Raw genomic sequence first — 16,620 nt, 5'->3', positions numbered from 1 at the left:
ACCGAGTGCGGCCACTGCCGCCGGGATACGACGCTTCATGGGAAACCTCGGCGATGTCAAGCGGTGGAAGCAACGGAGTCGGTCAGTAGCTGAGTGAAGACCTCTCTGGGGGTACGGAAGCCGAGGATGGCGCGGGGGCGGTCGTTGAGTTCGTCGGCGATGGCGTCGAGGTAAGGCTGATGGTCGGTGATGTCGATGCCTTTGGGCAGGTACTCACGGATCAGGCCGTTGGTGTTTTCGTTGGTGGGCCGCTCCCACGGCGAGTGCGGATGGGCGAAGAACACCGGCAGGTCGGTGGCCAGGGTCAACGCGGCGTGACGAGCCATCTCGGTGCCCTGATCCCAGGTCAGCGAGCCACGCACCTTCGTAGGCAGGCAGTTGATCCGATCGATGAGCACGTCGGCCAGGGCGTCGGCGTTCTTGCCCTCGGGCAGCCCGAGCAGCACGGTGAAGCGACTGGTCCGTTCGACCAGGGTCGCCGCCGCGGACTTGCCGGCGCGGCCGATGATGAGGTCGCCCTCCCACGCTCCGGGCACCCGCCGATCGGCAACGTCGTCGGGGCGGTCGTCGATAGAGACCATGCCGATGATCCGCCCACCGGTGCGTTCCCCAAGCGGCTTGCGACGCTTCCGTTGGGTTCGCTTGGACCGCAACATGATTGCCGACTTGGCGAGCTCGCCTTTGGGCAGGGCGTAGATCCAGCGGTAGATCGCCTCATGCGAGATGGTCACACCGTCGGCGCCCGGGGAGTTCACCATGGTCTCCACGGTCGCGTCGGTGGCCTCCAAGCGCAAGCGGCCGGCGATCTGGCGTGGCGTGCGTGACCGTTTCAGGTCCGCACGCACCCGAGCCTGCAGGGCCGGGTCGGTGTCGATCTTGAACGCCTGCGGGCGGCGCCGCCGGCGTTGGGCTTCACAGTCGGCATGCACCGGCCGATACCCGCGGGTCTTGGTGCTGTTGCGGCGTCGTTCGCGCCACACCACCGTTCGGTCGCGGCCGATCTTGGCCGCGATCGCCGCGTCATCGAGTCCCGCCTCGATCCCGACTGCGATGTCCGCTCGATCCGCGAACGTCAACATCCTGCGCCCCACCTGCAACCCCCGGTCTGTCAGCAACTCGTTGCTACGACGCTATGACACCGCCCTCTTTCTCTGTCACGAATGGATCCGGTATTGAACCCACCGCGAAATTAGAGCGGCCGATTGACCGCGAAACGACGCCGTAATTAAAGATCGGTGAACGCGTGACGACCGTTTTTTCAATCGCCAAGATTTAAATGTGCGGCTGTTATCCGAATTTCAGCGCGGCGAACCCGTCGACGGCGTCGGCCTCAGCACCTATCCTGCTGACAAGGCAGCCGACCGCACGACGACCGGAGCGCCACCATGGGTCTGACCTACACCACCGAGCACCACCAATTCCGGGAGCTGGTCCGGGATTTCGTGCGGCGGACGGTACTGCCCGCGCACGACGACGCCGAGAACTCCGGCGGCTGGGACCGGTCGCTGTTCGGTGAAGCCGGCCGCCTGGGCCTGCTCGGCTTCCCGGTCCCCGAGCACCTGGGCGGCCCGGGGGTGCATGACTTCCGCTACCACGCGATCGTCGTCGACGAACTGCAGCGGGCCGGGGCGGCCGGTGAGGCGATCGCGTTCTCCCTGCAGAACGACGTCGTGCTGCCGTACCTGACCGACCTGACCACCGAGGAACAGCAGCGACGCTGGCTGCCCGGCGTGGTGACCGGCGAAACCGTGCTCGGCATCGCGATGACCGAACCCGGGACCGGCAGCGACCTGGCCGGCATCCGCACCACCGCCCACCGGGACGCCGCCGACTACGTGGTCAACGGGTCGAAGACGTTCATCTCCAACGGCCAGGTCGGTGACCTGTTCGTGGTCGCGGTGCGCACCGGGCAAGACCGGCACAAGGGGCTGTCGTTGCTGGTGGTCGAGGCCGACACCCCGGGATTTCACCGGGGCCGCAACCTGGCCAAGATCGGCCTGCACGCCCAGGACACCTCCGAGCTGGCGTTCACCGACATGCGGGTGCCGGTTGCCAATCTGCTCGGTGAGGAGGGGCAGGGTTTCTACCAGTTGGTGCGCAACCTGCCCCAGGAGCGGCTCTCGCTCGGGGTGGGTGCGATCGCCGCCGCCGAGGGTGTGCTGGCCGAGACGCTGGACTACGTCCAGCAGCGTCAGGCGTTCGGCGCACCGATCGCCGGGTTCCAGAACACCCAGTTCGTCCTCGCCGAGGTGGCCACCGAATTGGACGTCGGCCGAACGTATCTCGATGACTGCATCGCCGCGCACCTGGCCGGGGAGTTGACCGCGACACGGGCGGCGAAGTTGAAGTGGTGGAGCACCGACCTGCAGTTCCGGGTCGCGCACCGGTGCCTGCAACTGTTCGGCGGCTACGGCTACATGACCGAGTACCCGGTGGCCCGGGCGTTCGTCGACGCCCGCATCCAGAGCATCTACGGCGGCACCAACGAGATCATGAAGACGATCATCGCCAAGGATCTGGGGTTGTAGAAGCCTCGTTCACTACGATGCCTCCATGACAGACGCACCCGCACCGATCGGCCCGCCGGCAATCGCCGCGCTGAAGCTCTTCATCCAAGCGGCACAACAGGTTCCGGACGACAGTTGGGATAAGCCGTCCAATCTCGACGAGTGGAGCGTTCGGGAGTTGGTGGCCCATGCCACCGGCAGTGCGACGAAGATCATCACGCTGATCGAGGGCGGTGAGGTCTGGGCCGGCCCGTCGGCACCGGCCGACTTCACCGCTGACGATCCGATGGCGCGACTGCATGAGTTGGACGCTCGACTGGCCGAGGCGCTGCCCGGTGCGGACCTCGACGCGCCACGCGTGACCCCGCAGGGCGAGGTGCCCCTGCGTCGCGTCCTGGCGCTGCCCGTCTGCGACCTGGCGATCCACAGCTGGGATCTGCACCGGTCCCTCGGGGGATCACTGGAGTTGCCCTACGCGCTGCTGGTCTTCTGTCGCAGGCTGGTGGATTCGGTACCCGAAGATGCCCTGCGCCGGCCCGGTGGCTTCGGGCCGGCGCAGCCCGTACCGGACGGCGCTTCACCGACCGTGACGCTGATGGCCTTCCTGGGGCGCGCGGTCGGCCCGGCGTAGTGCGCTACAACGCGGGGATCTTCGGCGCGTTCGGGCCGTCGTGGCCCCCGACGCCGAGTGTCACGGTGCCGCCGGCACCGGTGGCGATCCCGCCGCCGCCGATGCCGCCGTAACCACCCACCGACTGGAGACCGGAACCCACACCGGGTCCGTCGGTACCACCGTGGCCGCCGGCACCGCCGTCACCGCCGTTCGCGCTGCCGTCTTCACCATCGGCGGTCGCCACACCACCGCCACCGCCATTACCGGCCAGCCCGCCGAATCCGTCTTCGCCGTCGCCACCCGGCCCGCCGGTCCCGCCCGCCCCACCGACGCCACCGATGGCGGTGCCGTCGGCGCCACCACTGGTGGCCGCCCCGCCAGCACCACCGTCGCCGGCTTTGCCGGGTATGTGGGTCGTCTCACCGACACGCGAGTCGGTCGCGCCCGCACCACCGGTGCCACCTACCCCACCAGCGCCCCCGGTGGCGACCCCGTGTGACCCGTCGGCGGTCGCACTGCCGCCGGTCCCGCCGTTCCCGGCTTCAAACGACGACGCATCCGTTCCATGTGCAACGGAAACCCCGGCGCCGCCGGCCCCACCGACGCCGCCGGTCGCGTGGCCGCCGGGACCGTCGGCGAGCGCCGCTCCGCCCGCACCGCCGGTGCCGCCGGCCCCCGTCAGCGAGTCGGTCGCGGTGGAGGCGCCGGCGGCACCGCCCTGCCCGCCGTCACCGCCGATCGCGACAACATCTGCGTGGGCGTCGCCCCCAGCCCCGCCGACCCCACCGGAGCCGCCGAAATCGGTTCCGGCACCGCCGACTCCACCGACTCCACCGGTCCCACCGTTGGCAGGGGCATCGTCGCCAACGGTCGATGCGCCCCCGCCTGCACCGCCGACGCCGCCGGCACCACCCTGGCCCCACAGCGAGCCCAAGGCCGCACCACCCGCTCCGCCCGCCCCGCCGGTGCCACTGTCTACCCCGGTCCCGCCGGTTCCGCCGACACCGCCGTCACCCATCACGGTTCCACCGGTGCCGCCCGCACCACCGGCCCCGCCGTCGGCGCCGGCACCACCGTGACCACCGGCTCCTATCAGACCGGCATCCCCACCCGCTCCGCCGACGCCGTCGGCGTCGGTACCGCCGGTGCCACCGTCACCGAACCAGGCTCCACCAGCACCGCCGACGGCCTGAGCCAGCGTGCCACCGTCGATCCCGTTGGCGCCGTTGCCGATCAGGAACTCGCCGGCGGCGTGGTTGATCTCGTTATCGACCGTCTGCCCCAGCGAGCTGGTGATCCAGGCCTGCTCAAGCCCCTCGAGCAGGAGGTAGTCAGACCCGTACCCGGAGTTCAGGTTCTCATCGAAGAACTGGATCTGCAGTCCGATGTCGCTCTGCAGGTTCGACATCTCCTCGGACCAGGTCGGAAACAGCGGCGCACTTGGGGCATCGGCGGCCGAACCGGAGACGTCGGCCTGCGGGAACATCTCGAAGAGCCAGTCCATGTCTTCGGCGCCGGCGGTGGGCGCACCGGTGAGCGGTGCCAGGCCGAGCGCCAGGAACGCTCCTGCTGCGGCACCGGCACCGGCCACCTGACTGCGCCGGCCCTGCCGACGATTGACGTTCCTACCGCGCCGACCAGCCACTGTCTGTCTCCCTTGTAACGGTTGTTGATGTGCAATGCATGATTCCGCTGATATCCAGTTCGGATAAGCCGACCGTCTGGATTAGCGCAGCGTCAGAGTAACGAAGCTCACGCTCCACCGGAAGACGTTAATAGTCACTGCCACAACATAATTCGCGGTACTCGTTTGACAGCAATATCGAAGGTCAACTGGTCTCGGAACTGAAATATTTATGTGTACGGCGCCGTCCCGGGTGGCAGCCGCGACGCGGTAAGCCCCGAGGGAGCACTCAGGGACTCCCGCGAATCACCCCCAGGCACCCGCCCCCGGCTTTACCCCGCTAAATACGACATGGAAGAGTTGTGAAAATGACGAGTCACGAGGTTCTCACCCAGCGGGCAGCGGCGTTCCTGGCGATGCACCAGCCGGGCAATCCAGTCATCCTGCCGACGGTCTGGGACGTGTGGTCGGCGAAACTGGCCGTCGCGGCCGGGTTCAAAGCGCTGACGATCGGCAGCAAGCCCGTCGCCGAGTCGATGGGCAAATCCGACGGCGAAGGCATGACGTTCCGCGACGTGCTGGCCCGGGTTCGCCAGATCACCGACGCCGTCGACGTGCCGGTCTCGGTCGACCTGGAGTCCGGGTACAACGAGACCCCGGTCCGGCTGATCGAGGGCCTGCTGGAGGCCGGCGGCATCGGGCTGAACATCGAGGACACCGTGCACAGCCAGGAGAAGCGGCTGCGCTCGACCGCCGAGCACGCCGAGTTCGTCGCCGCACTGCGGGACGCCGCCGAGGTCGACGGCACCCACGTGGTGATCAACGCCCGCACCGACCTGTTCATGCGCAAGGACGGCGACGACGCCGACCGGATCGACCGCGTGATCGCCCGGCTCAACGCCTGCGCCGACGCCGGGGCCGACGTGCTCTACCCGGTGGGCCGCCACGACGCGGCGACGCTGACCGCACTGGCCGCCGGGCTGAAGAAGCCGGTCAACGCGCTGTCGGCACCGGACTCCGACGACCCCGCCACGTTCACGCAGGCCGGGATCGCCCGGGTCAGCTTCGGCCCGCTGTTCCAGGTGGCGCTGGCCAAGCAGGCCGGCGAGATCCTCGGCCGCTGGGCGTAGCAGTCCACCGAAACCCGCGCCGTCGAACTTGACACCTGTTAAGTTCGGCGGCGTGGATCGTATTCGGGGTAAGAACATCGTCATCACCGGCGCCGCCCGCGGTATCGGGCGCGCCACCGCCGAGGCACTGCTGGCGCGCGGCGCCCGAGTCGTGATCGGCGACCGCGACGTCGACGTGCTCGACAAGGCGATCGCCGAGTTGAACAGCCGCGGACAGGTCACCGGGCACCCCCTCGACGTCACCGACCGTGCGTCCTTCTCGGACTTCCTGGACAAAGCACGCGCCGACGGCGGTGGCCGCATCGACGTGCTGATCAACAACGCCGGCGTGATGCCGGTCGGCCCGTTCCTGGACCAGTCCACCGAGACGCTGCGCTCCGCGATCGAGGTCAACCTCTACGGGGTGCTCAACGGCTGCCAGCTGGTGCTACCGGAGATGGTCGCGCGCGGCAGCGGACACATCGTCAACATCGCGTCGGTGGCCGGCCTGGTCGCGGTGCCCGGGCAGGTGGTGTATGCCGCGACCAAGTTCGGCGTGGTGGGACTGACCACCGCGCTGTCCGACGAGTTCGCGCCGCGCGGCGTCGACGTCAGCGCCGTGCTGCCGACATTCACCAACACCGAACTGATCTCGGGCACCACCGCGGTCTCCAAGGCGCAGCAGGCCGTTGAGCCGGCCGACATCGCCGCCGGCGTGGTCAAGGTGTTGACCAAGCCGAAAACCCAACTGTCGGTGCCGGGTTCGATCCGCTCCACGTCGATCCTGGCGATGCTGCTGCCGGACCGGGGACGACGTTGGCTCAGCCGGAAACTGGGCAACGACACGGTGTTCCTGAACCTCGACACCGAAGCCCGGCGCGCCTATGAGGACCGCGCCCAGCACGCCACCGGGGTCGTCGAGCACCGGGATTGAGCCCGGATTGCTCGTGACACGATAGGCGGGTTGTCGGCGGTTTCCGGTCCCGATTACGGTGGCAGCTGACCGGCCGGCCCGACGGTCGGCGCGCTTCGGGGGGAACACGATGAACACCAGCACCACCGCCACACAGCGTCACCGGGTGGCCATCATCGGCAGCGGGTTCGGCGGGCTCAACGCGGCCAAGGCGCTCAAGCGCGCCGACGTCGACGTCACGCTGATCTCCAAGACCACCAGCCACCTGTTCCAGCCGCTGCTCTACCAGGTGGCCACCGGCATCCTCTCCGAGGGCGAGATCGCCCCGACCACCCGCCTGGTGCTGGCCAAACAGCGCAACATCCGGGTGCTGCTCGGCGACGTCGAGGACATCGACCTGGCCGAGCAGACCGTGACGTCGCGGCTGATGAACATCCACACCGTGACGCGCTACGACAGCCTGATCGTCGCCGCTGGCGCGCAGCAGTCCTACTTCGGCAACGACCAGTTCGCGACCTACGCCCCGGGCATGAAGACCATCGACGACGCGCTGGAGCTGCGCGGCCGCATCCTCGGTGCGTTCGAAGCCGCCGAGGTCGCCATCGACCCCGCCGAGCGGGAACGCCGGCTGACGTTCGTCGTCGTCGGCGCCGGGCCGACCGGCGTCGAGGTGGCCGGGCAGATCGCCGAACTGGCCGACCGGACCCTGGCGGGCGCGTTCCGCACCATCAAGCCCAGCGACTGCCGGGTCATCCTGCTCGACGCCGGCTCGGCGGTGCTGGCCCCGATGGGCGAGAAGCTCGGGCTCAAGGCGAGCCAACGGCTGACGAAGATGGGCGTGGAGATCCGGCTCAACTCGATGGTGACCGCCGTGGACTACCAGGGCATCACCATCAAGGAGAAGGACGGCACCGAGCATCGCATCGAGACCGCCTGCAAGGTGTGGGCGGCCGGCGTGCAGGCCAGCCCGCTGGGCAAGATGATCGCCGAGCAGACCAACGGCACCGGCGTCGACCGCGCCGGTCGGGTGATCGTCGAACCCGACCTGACCGTCAAGGGGCACCCGAACGTCTTCGTGGTCGGCGACCTGATGAGCGTTCCCGGGGTGCCCGGCATGGCGCAGGGTGCGATCCAGGGTGCGACATATGCGACCAAGACCATCAAGCGTGGACTCAAGGGGCACGACGACCCGGCGAACCGGGCGCCGTTCAAGTACTTCGACAAGGGCAGCATGGCGACCATCTCCCGCTACAGCGCGGTGGCGAAGGTCGGCAAGGTGGAGCTCGGCGGGTTCCTGGCCTGGCTGACCTGGCTGGTGCTGCACCTGTACTACCTGGTCGGCCACAAGAACCGGCTCACCACGATCATCGCGTGGGGCATCTCGTTCGTCGGGCGCGGTCGCGACCAGATGACGATCACCAGTCAGATGATCTACGCCCGGTTGGCGATGGCCCGCCTGGCCGACGACGGCGGCGCGCTGGCGGCGACCGAACGGGCCGAGACCATCGAGAGCTCCCCGCCGAAAGCCGGGTAGTGCGCGGCTAGCCCAGCGCCTGCCCAAGGTCGGCGATCAGGTCGTCGGTGCCCTCCAAGCCCACCGAGATCCGCACCACGCCGTCGCCGAGCCCGATCGCCGCCCGACCCTCCGGCCCCATCGCCCGATGGGTGGTGGTCGCCGGGTGGGTGATCAGTGTCTTCGCGTCGCCGAGGTTGTTGGAGATGTCGATCAGCTGCAGCTTGTCCAGCACCTCGAACGCGCGCTGCTTCTCGCCGCCGTCGGGCGCGTCCAGTTCGAAGGTGATGACGGTGCCGCCGCCGGTCATCTGCCGCTTGGCGAGTTCGTGTTGCGGGTGCGACGCCAGGAACGGGTAGCGGACCCAGGACACCGCCGGGTGCTGCTCCAGGAATTCCGCGATACGTAGTGCCGCGGAGTTGGCGTAGTCCACCCGGATCGCCAGTGTCTCAAGGCCTTTCAGCAGCAGCCAGGCGTTGAACGCGCTGATCGCCGGCCCGGTGTGCCGCATCAGTTGCTGCACCGGCCCGGTGATGAACTCCTTGTCCCCGAGGATCGCGCCGCCCAGCACCCGGCCCTGCCCGTCGAGGTGTTTGGTGCCGGAGTACACCACCACGTCCACGCCGAGCGGAAAGCCCTGCTGCAGCAGCGGAGTCGCGAAGACGTTGTCCAGCACCACCTTTGCGCCGGCGGCGTGCGCCAGTTCGCAGACGGCGGCGATGTCGACCAGCGACTGCATCGGGTTCGACGGCGTCTCGAAGAACACCGCCTGGGTCGGCACCGACAGTGCCTCCGCCCACTGCGCCGGGTCGTCGCCGTCGACGAAGACGGTCTCCACCCCCCAGCGCGGCAGGATCTCGTTGCAGATCACGAAGCACGACCCGAACAGGCTGCGGGCGGCCACCAGTCGATCGCCGGCGCCGAGCAGCGCACCGAGTGCCACGAACACCGCCGCCATCCCGCTGGCGGTGGCGAATGCCGCCGGAGCGCCCTCGATCAGGCGCAACCGCTCCTCGAACATCGACACGGTCGGGTTGCCGTAGCGCGAGTAGACGAACCGGTCCACTTCGCCGGTGAACGCCTGCTCGGCGGCTGCCGCGGATTCATAGACGTAGCCGGAGTTGAGGAACAGCGCCTCGGAGGTCTCGTCGAACTGCGAGCGCAGCAGGCCGCCGCGCACCCCGATGGTGGCCTGGCTGACCCCGTCGGGCAGCGGCTTCGGGGTACGGACCGACGGTTCGGCGAGGCTCGACGAAGGAGAGCCGACACCGGGACCGGCGCATGAACCTGACTTTGACTCGCTCACGCCTGCCGCCAGGGCAGCCCGACGGCCTTCCAGCCGGTGGTACCGCGGTGCCCGTGCTCGTCGAGGTTGCCCTCGAAGCCGTCCAGCACGTTGTAGGACGTCAGGCCCGCGGCGGTCCCGGCCTCGGCGGCGGGGATGGAACGGTTGCCGGAGCGGCACAGGAACACCGCCGGGCCGGAGGTGACCCGGGCGGCGAGTTCGCGCGCGAAGTTGAGGTTGGGGCTGCCGTCGGAGTGCACCCACTCGATGCAGATCACCTCGCGGCCCAGACCGGTCAGATCGGGCAGTCCGACGAAGCGCCATTCAGCGTCGGTGCGCACATCGATCAGCGTCGCCGCGGGGTCGTCGTTCAGGATCGCCCAGGCCTGCTCGGGCGTGATGTCTCCTGCGTAGCTCACCTGCGGAAGTCTTGCACCCACCGCCCGCCCGCACCGCAGCGGGGTCAGGGCCAGAGTTTGTCCAGCACGGCGCTCGCCTGCGCGGCCCGGTGCCGGGCCATCGCGACGTCGGAACCGGTGGCCAGCGCCACCCCGAGCCGTCGACGCGGGTGCCCCTCGTGGTGGTTGAAGATCACCACGTCGCTCTCCGGCACGGTCAGCGCTTCGGCCAGCACCGGCGCGGTGTCGGACGCGATCACCGGGGCGGTGTCGGCCCCGGTCCGGCGCCGCGAGTAGATCAGCCGGGCGGCCCCCGGCGAGAGCCCGATGGTGTCGGTCGTCAACCCGAGCATCGCGCGGGCCTGCAACTCGAACGCCGACAGGCGCTGGGTGCGCGTCGTCAGCAGCGCGGCGTCGTAGGGCCGCACGCTGATCCCGGCGAAGTACACCTCGTCGCCGTGGATCAGCAGCTCCACGCCGAACAGCCCGCGCCCGCCGAGCGCCCGCGCCACCCGCGCCGCAATCGAACGGGCCGAATCCAGCGCGACCGCGCTCATCGGGTGCGGCTGCCAGTACTCCACCGTCAGCCGGCCGTTCGACTCGTCGACGCTGCGGTGCCCGATCGGCGCGCAGAAATCCAGCGCCGGGCCGCTCGAACCGTTGCGGTGCACCGCGAGCAGGGTGACCTCGCTGTCGACCTCCACCACAGTCTCGGCCAGCACCCGCGGCGTGGCGGTCCCCGGTCCGAGCGCCGACACCGCGCGCTGCCAGGCCGGTTCGACGTCGGCGGCGCGCACCAGCACCGACCTGCCCTCCCCGAGCGCCCCGATCACCGGTTTGACCACCATCGGGTAGCCGCCGTGCTCGGCGATCGCCCGCAGCTCACCGGCCGACCCGGCGAACCAGAACGGCGCCACCGGCAGCCCGAGGTGGTCGGCGGCCAACCGGTGCAGCCCCTCCGCGTCCACGGCCAGCCGGGCGCCGCGGACGCCGGGCACCAGCTCGGTGCACGCAGGGTCGATCGCCGCCTCCAGCGCATCGAGCGCCACCAGGTCGGAGGCGATCAGCACCGCTTTCGGCTGCAGCCACCGGATCGTCGCCGCCAGTTCGTCGCCGTCGCTCAGGTCGATCGCCAGCGATCGGTCGGCCAGACCGTGCAGCGGCCCGTCGACGTAGCGGTCGACGGCGACCACCTCCGCGCCCAGCCGCTGCAGTGCGATCACCAGTTCGCGGCTGACGTCGGCCGAGCCGAGCACCACCGCGCGCAGCCGGCTCGGACCGTCGACCGCGATCCGCTCGGTCGCCAATTCGTGTTCGCTGTTCACCGCGCTACCCCCTCCCATCGAGGCGATACTGCATGCTGCCTAAGGATAGGGGTGACACTACGAGCGGGAGGTGCGACAACGGTGAACGCCGCGCTGCTGGGCCCGCTGGTGGCGGCTGTGCTGGTTGCGGCCATCGCCCGGCACTATCACCTGTCGGCGCCGCTGGTGCTGGTCGTCGCCGGGTTGCTGGTCGGCCTGATTCCGGCGGTCCCGGAGATCACCCTGGACCCCGAGATGGTGCTGTTCGTGATCCTGCCGCCGCTGCTGTGGTCGGCCGGGCTGGAGAGCTCGTATATCAACATGCGCCGCAACTGGCGGTCGATCGGCCGGCTCGCGGTGGGGCTGCCCCTGGTCACCACCGTCGCGGTCGGGGTCGTGGCGTACTACACGGTGCCGGCGCTGACGGTGCCCGCCGCGCTGGTCCTGGGTGCCATCGTGGCGCCACCGGACGCGGTGTCGGCGACCGCGATCGGCCGCCGGGTCGGGCTGCCACGCCAGGTGATGACGCTGCTCAGCGGCGAGAGCCTGCTCAACGACGCGACCGCGCTGACCGCCTACAAGGTGGCACTGGTGGCCGCGGTGGGCATCGCCACCAGCTGGGGGCTGGGACTGTGGATCTTCGCGCTGGCCGCTGTCGGTGGGATCGCCGTCGGCGCGGTGTTCGGGGCCCTGATCGTGGCGATCCGGGGCCGGCTGACCGATCCACTGGTGGAGAGCGCGGTCGGGCTGGTGGCGCCGTTCGTGATCTACCTGGTGGCCGAACAGATCCACGGCTCCGGCGTGGTCGCCGTGGTGGTCGCCGCCCTGATCCTCGGCCAGCGGTTCACCCGCGCCCACTACGCCACCCGGCTGCAGGACCAGGCCGTCTGGCGGGCGGTGCAGCTGATTCTGGAATCGCTGGCGTTCCTGCTGATCGGGTTGCAGCTGCCCACTGTGGTGCAGAGCATGCGTGGCGTGCATTTCACGACGCTGACGGTGGCCTCGGCGGCGGTATTCGCCACCGTGCTGGGGGTGCGCCTGGTGTGGGTGACGACGTTCGCCTACCTGCCGCGGCTGCTGTCCCCGCGGGTGCGGCGCGACCAGCCGCCGCCGGATCGCGGACAGGTGCTGATCCTGGCGTGGGCCGGGATGCGCGGGGTGGTGTCGCTGGCGGCGGCGTTCGGTGTTCCGATGACGACGCTGTCCGGGGACCGGTTCCCGGGCCGGCCACAGCTGGTGTTCCTGACGTTCGTGGTGGTGATCGGCACGCTGCTGCTGCACGGGCTGACGCTGCCGTGGCTGATCCGCCGACTGGGGGTCAGCACCGATCAGGCGCACACCGATGCGATCGCCACCGCCACCGCGCAGGACAAGGCGGCCCGCGCCGCCGCGGAGCGCCTCGACGACGTGCTGGCCGGCACCGACCCGTCACCGGCCAGTGAGCGGGCGGCCGAGGCGCTGCGCAGCTGGAACGCCCGGCGGCGCAACACCGCCCGCGAGCGATTGCGGCAGTTCGACCCGGACACCGACGCGGCGCCCGACGAGTCCGCCGCGGCCGCGTTCCGCCGGCTGCGGCTGGAGATGCTGGCGGCCGAACGGGCGGCGTTCATCGCCGAGCGCGACCTCGGCCACATCGACGATCAGGTGCTGCGCGCGGTGCTGCACGGGCTGGATCTGGAAGAGGCGACGCTGAACCTGGACTGACCCCGGCCGAGTCGGAACGTCACGACGTGCCAGCGGCGTGTCGCGTCGTCAGATTCCCGCTCGCCGCGAAGGCTCGCCGGAACCCGTGCGCCTACAGTCGAGACCATGACTGTGCTGACATCACCGAAGACCTACGCCGGGCTGGCCGCGTTCCAGGCCGCCGACGCGGTCGCCTGCGCCGTCCCGGTGCCCTACATCGCGAAAACCCTCGACGCACTGGGCGTTCCGCAGCAGATCCGGCCGGTGCTACCGGCCGCCAAAGCAGCCTCGGTGATCGGCCTGCTGGCAGTGAACCGGTTCCCGGCGCTGGCCCGGCTGACCACCGCCGCGCTGATGCTGTACTTCACGCTGGCGGTCGGCGCGCACATCCGGGTGAAGGACAAGGTGGTCAACACCGTCCCGTCGGCGTTCTTCCTGGCCCTGTTCACCGCGCTGACGATCGCGGGACCGTCGCGCACCGAATAGCGACAGCTAGCCGCGGGACATGTCCGGGTAGTGCGAGCGGCGGAAGTGCTCGAGGTAGCCCGGCCAGTCCCAGGTCTTCAGGAATTCCTCTGCCGCGGTGTAGCCGCTCTCGTAGAGCTGCTCCAACCGCGACCGGGAGGCGTCGAAGTCCAGCACGTCGATGTCGGTGGCCTGCACTTCGATCATGCGGACGCTGACCCACGGCTGGTTGACGCGGGCGCGGTCGTGTCCGACCATCATCGTGGTGAGCAGCCGTTCCAGCAGCAGTGGTTCGCCTAACCTCCGCAGCGGCTTGAGGGCCGGCAGGATGTCGACGATGCCGGTCACCTTCGGCACGACGGTGATCCCGAACGTCGGCCAGAGCGGTTCCCGGCCGTCGAGGCGGTCGAACGAGTCGATCGGGAAATTCGAGAGCACCCCGCCGTCGACGAGGATCGACTTCGACCCGTCGGCGCCCCTCATGGTGAGCGGGCGGAAGAAGAAAGGCACCGCCATCGATGCGCGTACCGCGTCGGCGACCGACTGCTCATCAGGTTCGAGCCCGTAGACCTGCGGGTAGTCCCAGGGCAGGCGGACGAGTTGCGCGGTGGTCAGGTCCGCGACGCTGACCACGGCCTTGTACCGACGCTCGGCGAGCACGTTGTCCCCGTCGTAGGTGAGGTCGCCCCAGGTGCTCACCCCGAGATTCCGCAACTCGCTGCGGATCCAGTCGTGCGCGACGTCCCCCCGGTACAGGCTGGTGTCGCGCAGCAGGCCCCACGCCCGCCCGATGATCGGAATCGGGTTCGGGTCGCGCCACTGCGGCAGCGGCACCGACAGCGCCAGTTCCTTGATCTCGGCGCCGGTCAACTGGTCACCCTGCGATGCGGCCGCGATGATCGCACCGACGATCGAACCGCCCGACACCCCGGACACCCGCTCGATCGAATACCCCGCGTCCATCAATGCGACGACCGCACCCACCAGGCCGACGAATTTGACGCCGCCCCCGGACAGCACCAGATCGACACGTTTCCGGGCGTCGCCCCCTGCTGGAGTATCCGACATCGATTGCGTCTCCTCTCGGGCCGTGAACCTATGCGGCAGCCAGCCGCTCACCGCGGTTCACGAGCCCGTCGAGCGAGCGCTGATCGGGGTCGGGTCGAAAAGCCCCACCCCGCTCCAACCTACGCGACGGGTGCAGCGGCGATCGCCGCTCAGGGCTGACCGGGCAGCAACCGCACCATCAGGCCGTGCGCCTCGGCCAGCACCGTCCCGTCGAGGCCGGTGAGCTCGGCGGAGACGAACGCCTTGCGCCCCTCGGCGTTGTCGACCCGCCCGTGCACCAGCAGCGGGGTGTCGATCGGGGTGACCTTGCGGTAGTCGACGTGCAGGAACGCGGTGCGGCTGATCGGGCGGTTCGCGGCGTGCGCCACCATCCCGAACATCCAGTCGAACAGCAGCGGCAGCACGCCGCCGTGCACCGCGGAGTTCCCGCCGACGTGAAACCGGCTGAAGCGGCCCTTCATCGACACCCCGTCGGTGTCGAACCGGGTCACCCGCCACGGCGGCAACAGCAGGCTGCCCATGCCCGGCAGTGTCGGCGCCCGCCCGGCCGGGGCGACGCCCTCGGGCGCGGCGAACTTCTCCAGCAGCTCCGCCAGTTCCTCGGCGCGGTCGGCGGCCGCCTCCCAGGTGGCGGCGTCGGGGTCGGTGGACACCGAGATGTCCTGCAGGCGGCGCATCATCGCTACGAAACGCTCGAATCCCGGTGTGGGCGTGACGACTTCGTAGTGCGGGAACCCGCCGTGCCGGGCGTATTCCGGGTCGAGGGAATCCGACCCGGAGGTCACCCGCGATCCCCCACGATGTCGCGCACCACGATCGTCTGTTCCCGGCCCGGACCGACGCCGATGCACGAGATCTGCGCTCCGGCAAGCTCTTCCAGCCGCTGCACGTAATCGCGTGCCTTGGCCGGCAGGTCGTCGAACGTGCGCGCGTGGGAGATGTCCTCCCACCAGCCGGGCAGTTCCTCGTACACCGGCACCGCGCGGGCGAACTCCGACTGGGTCATCGGGATCTCATCGGTGCGCTTGCCGTCGACGGTGTAGCCGACGCAGACCGGGACCGTCTCCAGGGAGGACAGCACGTCCAGCTTGGTCAGGAAGTAGTCGGTGATGCCGTTGACCCGGGTGGCGTAGCGGGCGATCACCGCGTCGAACCAGCCGCAGCGGCGCTGCCGGCCGGTGGTGACCCCGACCTCGCCACCGGTCTTGGACAGGTATTCGCCGTGCTCGTCGAAGAGTTCGGTGGGGAACGGACCCGATCCCACCCGGGTGGTGTACGCCTTGAGGATGCCCATCACCGCGGTGATGCGGGTCGGGCCGATCCCGGAGCCCACAGCCGCCCCGCCCGCCGTCGGGTTCGACGACGTCACGTACGGGTAGGTGCCGTGGTCGACGTCGAGCAGGGTGCCCTGCGAGCCCTCCAGCAGCACGTTCTCCCCGCGGTCCAGCGCGGCGCCGAGCAGCAGCGCGGTGTCGGCGATGCGGTGCTTGAAGCCCTCGGCCTGGGTCAGCAGGTCGGCGAGGACCTCGTCGGGTTCGAGCGCCTTGCGGTTGTAGATCTTGACCAGCACCTGGTTCTTGAACTCCAGCGCGGCCTCGATCTTCTGCGCCAGCGACTCCTCGTCGAGCACGTCGGCGACGCGGATCCCGATCCGGGCGATCTTGTCCTGGTAGCAGGGGCCGATGCCGCGGCCGGTGGTGCCGATCTTCTTGGAGCCCGCGTAACGCTCGGTCACCTTGTCGATCGCCACGTGGTACGGCATCAGCAGGTGCGCGTCGGCGGAGATCAGCAACCGGGAGGTGTCCACCCCGCGGTCCTCCAGGCCGGCCAGCTCGTCGAGCAGCACCCCCGGATCCACCACCACCCCGTTGCCGATCACGTTGGTGACGTGCGGCGTCAGCACCCCGGACGGGATCAGGTGCAACGCGAAGTTCTCCCCGGTGGGCAGGACCACGGTGTGGCCGGCGTTGTTGCCCCCCTGGTAGCGCACCACCCACTGGACTCGTTCTCCGAGCAGGTCGGTGGCTTTCCCTTTGCCCTCGTCACCCCATTGGGCGCCGATGACGACGATTGCCGGCATGGATTTCTCGCTAACTGTCTGGCTTACTCTGGTCCAGCCGGTGACTGAGCTTAGCCGC

The 16,620-nt window shown here is 69.6% G+C and carries 15 protein-coding genes; 7 read left to right on the top strand and 8 right to left on the bottom strand.

Annotated features, from left to right (window positions below; genetic code table 11):
- Nucleotides 1-56: 56 nt before the first annotated feature.
- Entirely contained in the window at nucleotides 57-1,079 is a 1,023-nt protein-coding gene (locus tag KIH27_RS12960; RefSeq protein WP_214093363.1) for an IS30 family transposase, read from the bottom strand.
- 306 nt (nucleotides 1,080-1,385) lie between these two features.
- Here KIH27_RS12960 and KIH27_RS12955 point away from each other — a divergent pair, with 306 nt between their 5' ends.
- Together KIH27_RS12955 and KIH27_RS12950 are read left to right on the top strand one after the other, a co-directional pair.
- The gene (locus KIH27_RS12955; protein ID WP_214093362.1) at nucleotides 1,386-2,528 is read left to right on the top strand and encodes an acyl-CoA dehydrogenase family protein; all 1,143 of its coding nucleotides are present in this window, start codon (nucleotides 1,386-1,388) and stop codon (nucleotides 2,526-2,528) included.
- A 25-nt stretch (nucleotides 2,529-2,553) separates the two neighbouring features.
- Complete coding sequence (locus KIH27_RS12950) at nucleotides 2,554-3,138, top strand: TIGR03086 family metal-binding protein (RefSeq protein ID WP_214093361.1); 585 nt, start codon at nucleotides 2,554-2,556, stop codon at nucleotides 3,136-3,138.
- A 4-nt stretch (nucleotides 3,139-3,142) separates the two neighbouring features.
- Here the strand turns inward: KIH27_RS12950 and KIH27_RS23010 are convergent, their stop codons facing one another.
- Nucleotides 3,143-4,765, bottom strand: a complete 1,623-nt coding sequence (locus tag KIH27_RS23010; RefSeq protein WP_214093369.1) for a hypothetical protein — start codon at nucleotides 4,763-4,765, stop codon at nucleotides 3,143-3,145.
- A gap of 347 nt (nucleotides 4,766-5,112) precedes the next feature.
- Here KIH27_RS23010 and KIH27_RS12940 point away from each other — a divergent pair, with 347 nt between their 5' ends.
- From KIH27_RS12940 to KIH27_RS12930, 3 genes are all read left to right on the top strand, one after another.
- Nucleotides 5,113-5,874, top strand: coding sequence for an isocitrate lyase/PEP mutase family protein (locus KIH27_RS12940; protein ID WP_214093360.1), 762 nt, complete (start codon nucleotides 5,113-5,115; stop codon nucleotides 5,872-5,874).
- A 52-nt stretch (nucleotides 5,875-5,926) separates the two neighbouring features.
- Entirely contained in the window at nucleotides 5,927-6,787 is an 861-nt protein-coding gene (locus tag KIH27_RS12935; RefSeq protein WP_214093359.1) for an SDR family oxidoreductase, read from the top strand.
- A 109-nt stretch (nucleotides 6,788-6,896) separates the two neighbouring features.
- Nucleotides 6,897-8,300: an NAD(P)/FAD-dependent oxidoreductase gene (locus KIH27_RS12930; protein ID WP_214093358.1), complete on the top strand. Its 1,404-nt coding sequence runs from the start codon at nucleotides 6,897-6,899 to the stop codon at nucleotides 8,298-8,300.
- Nucleotides 8,301-8,307: 7 nt separating this feature from the next.
- Here KIH27_RS12930 and KIH27_RS12925 read toward each other — a convergent pair whose 3' ends face one another.
- Genes KIH27_RS12925 through purT form a run of 3 tightly spaced genes read right to left on the bottom strand, consistent with a single transcriptional unit; the run spans nucleotide 8,308 to nucleotide 11,305 of the window.
- A complete protein-coding gene (locus tag KIH27_RS12925) occupies nucleotides 8,308-9,585 on the bottom strand; it encodes an O-succinylhomoserine sulfhydrylase (protein WP_214093357.1) in 1,278 nt (425 codons plus the stop codon).
- A complete protein-coding gene (locus tag KIH27_RS12920; protein WP_214093356.1) occupies nucleotides 9,582-9,983 on the bottom strand; it encodes a rhodanese-like domain-containing protein in 402 nt (133 codons plus the stop codon). Before KIH27_RS12920 ends, KIH27_RS12925 begins: the two co-directional genes overlap by 4 nt.
- Nucleotides 9,984-10,027: 44 nt before the next feature.
- Complete coding sequence (gene purT / locus KIH27_RS12915; RefSeq protein ID WP_214093355.1) at nucleotides 10,028-11,305, bottom strand: formate-dependent phosphoribosylglycinamide formyltransferase; 1,278 nt, start codon at nucleotides 11,303-11,305, stop codon at nucleotides 10,028-10,030.
- 63 nt (nucleotides 11,306-11,368) lie between these two features.
- Between purT and KIH27_RS12910 the strand changes: the two genes are divergently transcribed.
- Both KIH27_RS12910 and KIH27_RS12905 read left to right on the top strand, forming a co-directional pair.
- Nucleotides 11,369-12,970: a Na+/H+ antiporter gene (locus KIH27_RS12910; RefSeq protein ID WP_214093354.1), complete on the top strand. Its 1,602-nt coding sequence runs from the start codon at nucleotides 11,369-11,371 to the stop codon at nucleotides 12,968-12,970.
- 105 nt (nucleotides 12,971-13,075) lie between these two features.
- The gene (locus KIH27_RS12905; protein WP_214093353.1) at nucleotides 13,076-13,435 is read left to right on the top strand and encodes a DoxX family protein; all 360 of its coding nucleotides are present in this window, start codon (nucleotides 13,076-13,078) and stop codon (nucleotides 13,433-13,435) included.
- Nucleotides 13,436-13,441: 6 nt separating this feature from the next.
- On the opposite strand, the gene KIH27_RS12900 is transcribed toward KIH27_RS12905, so the two are convergent.
- The 3 genes from KIH27_RS12900 to KIH27_RS12890 form a co-directional block, all read right to left on the bottom strand.
- Nucleotides 13,442-14,482, bottom strand: a complete 1,041-nt coding sequence (locus tag KIH27_RS12900; RefSeq protein WP_214093352.1) for a patatin-like phospholipase family protein — start codon at nucleotides 14,480-14,482, stop codon at nucleotides 13,442-13,444.
- 149 nt (nucleotides 14,483-14,631) lie between these two features.
- Nucleotides 14,632-15,267 (bottom strand): PaaI family thioesterase, encoded by a 636-nt coding sequence (locus KIH27_RS12895; protein WP_214093351.1) that lies wholly within the window; start codon nucleotides 15,265-15,267, stop codon nucleotides 14,632-14,634.
- Complete coding sequence (locus KIH27_RS12890; RefSeq protein ID WP_214093350.1) at nucleotides 15,264-16,562, bottom strand: adenylosuccinate synthase; 1,299 nt, start codon at nucleotides 16,560-16,562, stop codon at nucleotides 15,264-15,266. Before KIH27_RS12890 ends, KIH27_RS12895 begins: the two co-directional genes overlap by 4 nt.
- Between the last annotated feature and the right edge of the window lie 58 nt (nucleotides 16,563-16,620).

It is taken from the genome of Mycolicibacter acidiphilus, assembly GCF_018455725.1.
GTDB classification, from domain to species: domain Bacteria; phylum Actinomycetota; class Actinomycetes; order Mycobacteriales; family Mycobacteriaceae; genus Mycobacterium; species Mycobacterium acidiphilum.
This window is presented reverse-complemented; position numbering and strand designations above follow the sequence as displayed.

What these genes read in the sequence shown, in the direction of transcription:
- KIH27_RS12960 (WP_214093363.1), bottom strand. Translation starts at nt 1,079, where the DNA reads ATGTTGACGTTCGCGGATCGAGCGGACATCGCAGTCGGGATCGAGGCG.
- KIH27_RS12955 (WP_214093362.1), top strand. Translation starts at nt 1,386, where the DNA reads ATGGGTCTGACCTACACCACCGAGCACCACCAATTCCGGGAGCTGGTC.
- KIH27_RS12950 (WP_214093361.1), top strand. Translation starts at nt 2,554, where the DNA reads ATGACAGACGCACCCGCACCGATCGGCCCGCCGGCAATCGCCGCGCTG.
- KIH27_RS12940 (WP_214093360.1), top strand. Translation starts at nt 5,113, where the DNA reads ATGACGAGTCACGAGGTTCTCACCCAGCGGGCAGCGGCGTTCCTGGCG.
- KIH27_RS12930 (WP_214093358.1), top strand. Translation starts at nt 6,897, where the DNA reads ATGAACACCAGCACCACCGCCACACAGCGTCACCGGGTGGCCATCATC.
- purT (WP_214093355.1), bottom strand. Translation starts at nt 11,305, where the DNA reads ATGGGAGGGGGTAGCGCGGTGAACAGCGAACACGAATTGGCGACCGAG.
- KIH27_RS12905 (WP_214093353.1), top strand. Translation starts at nt 13,076, where the DNA reads ATGACTGTGCTGACATCACCGAAGACCTACGCCGGGCTGGCCGCGTTC.
- KIH27_RS12900 (WP_214093352.1), bottom strand. Translation starts at nt 14,482, where the DNA reads ATGTCGGATACTCCAGCAGGGGGCGACGCCCGGAAACGTGTCGATCTG.
- KIH27_RS12890 (WP_214093350.1), bottom strand. Translation starts at nt 16,562, where the DNA reads ATGCCGGCAATCGTCGTCATCGGCGCCCAATGGGGTGACGAGGGCAAA.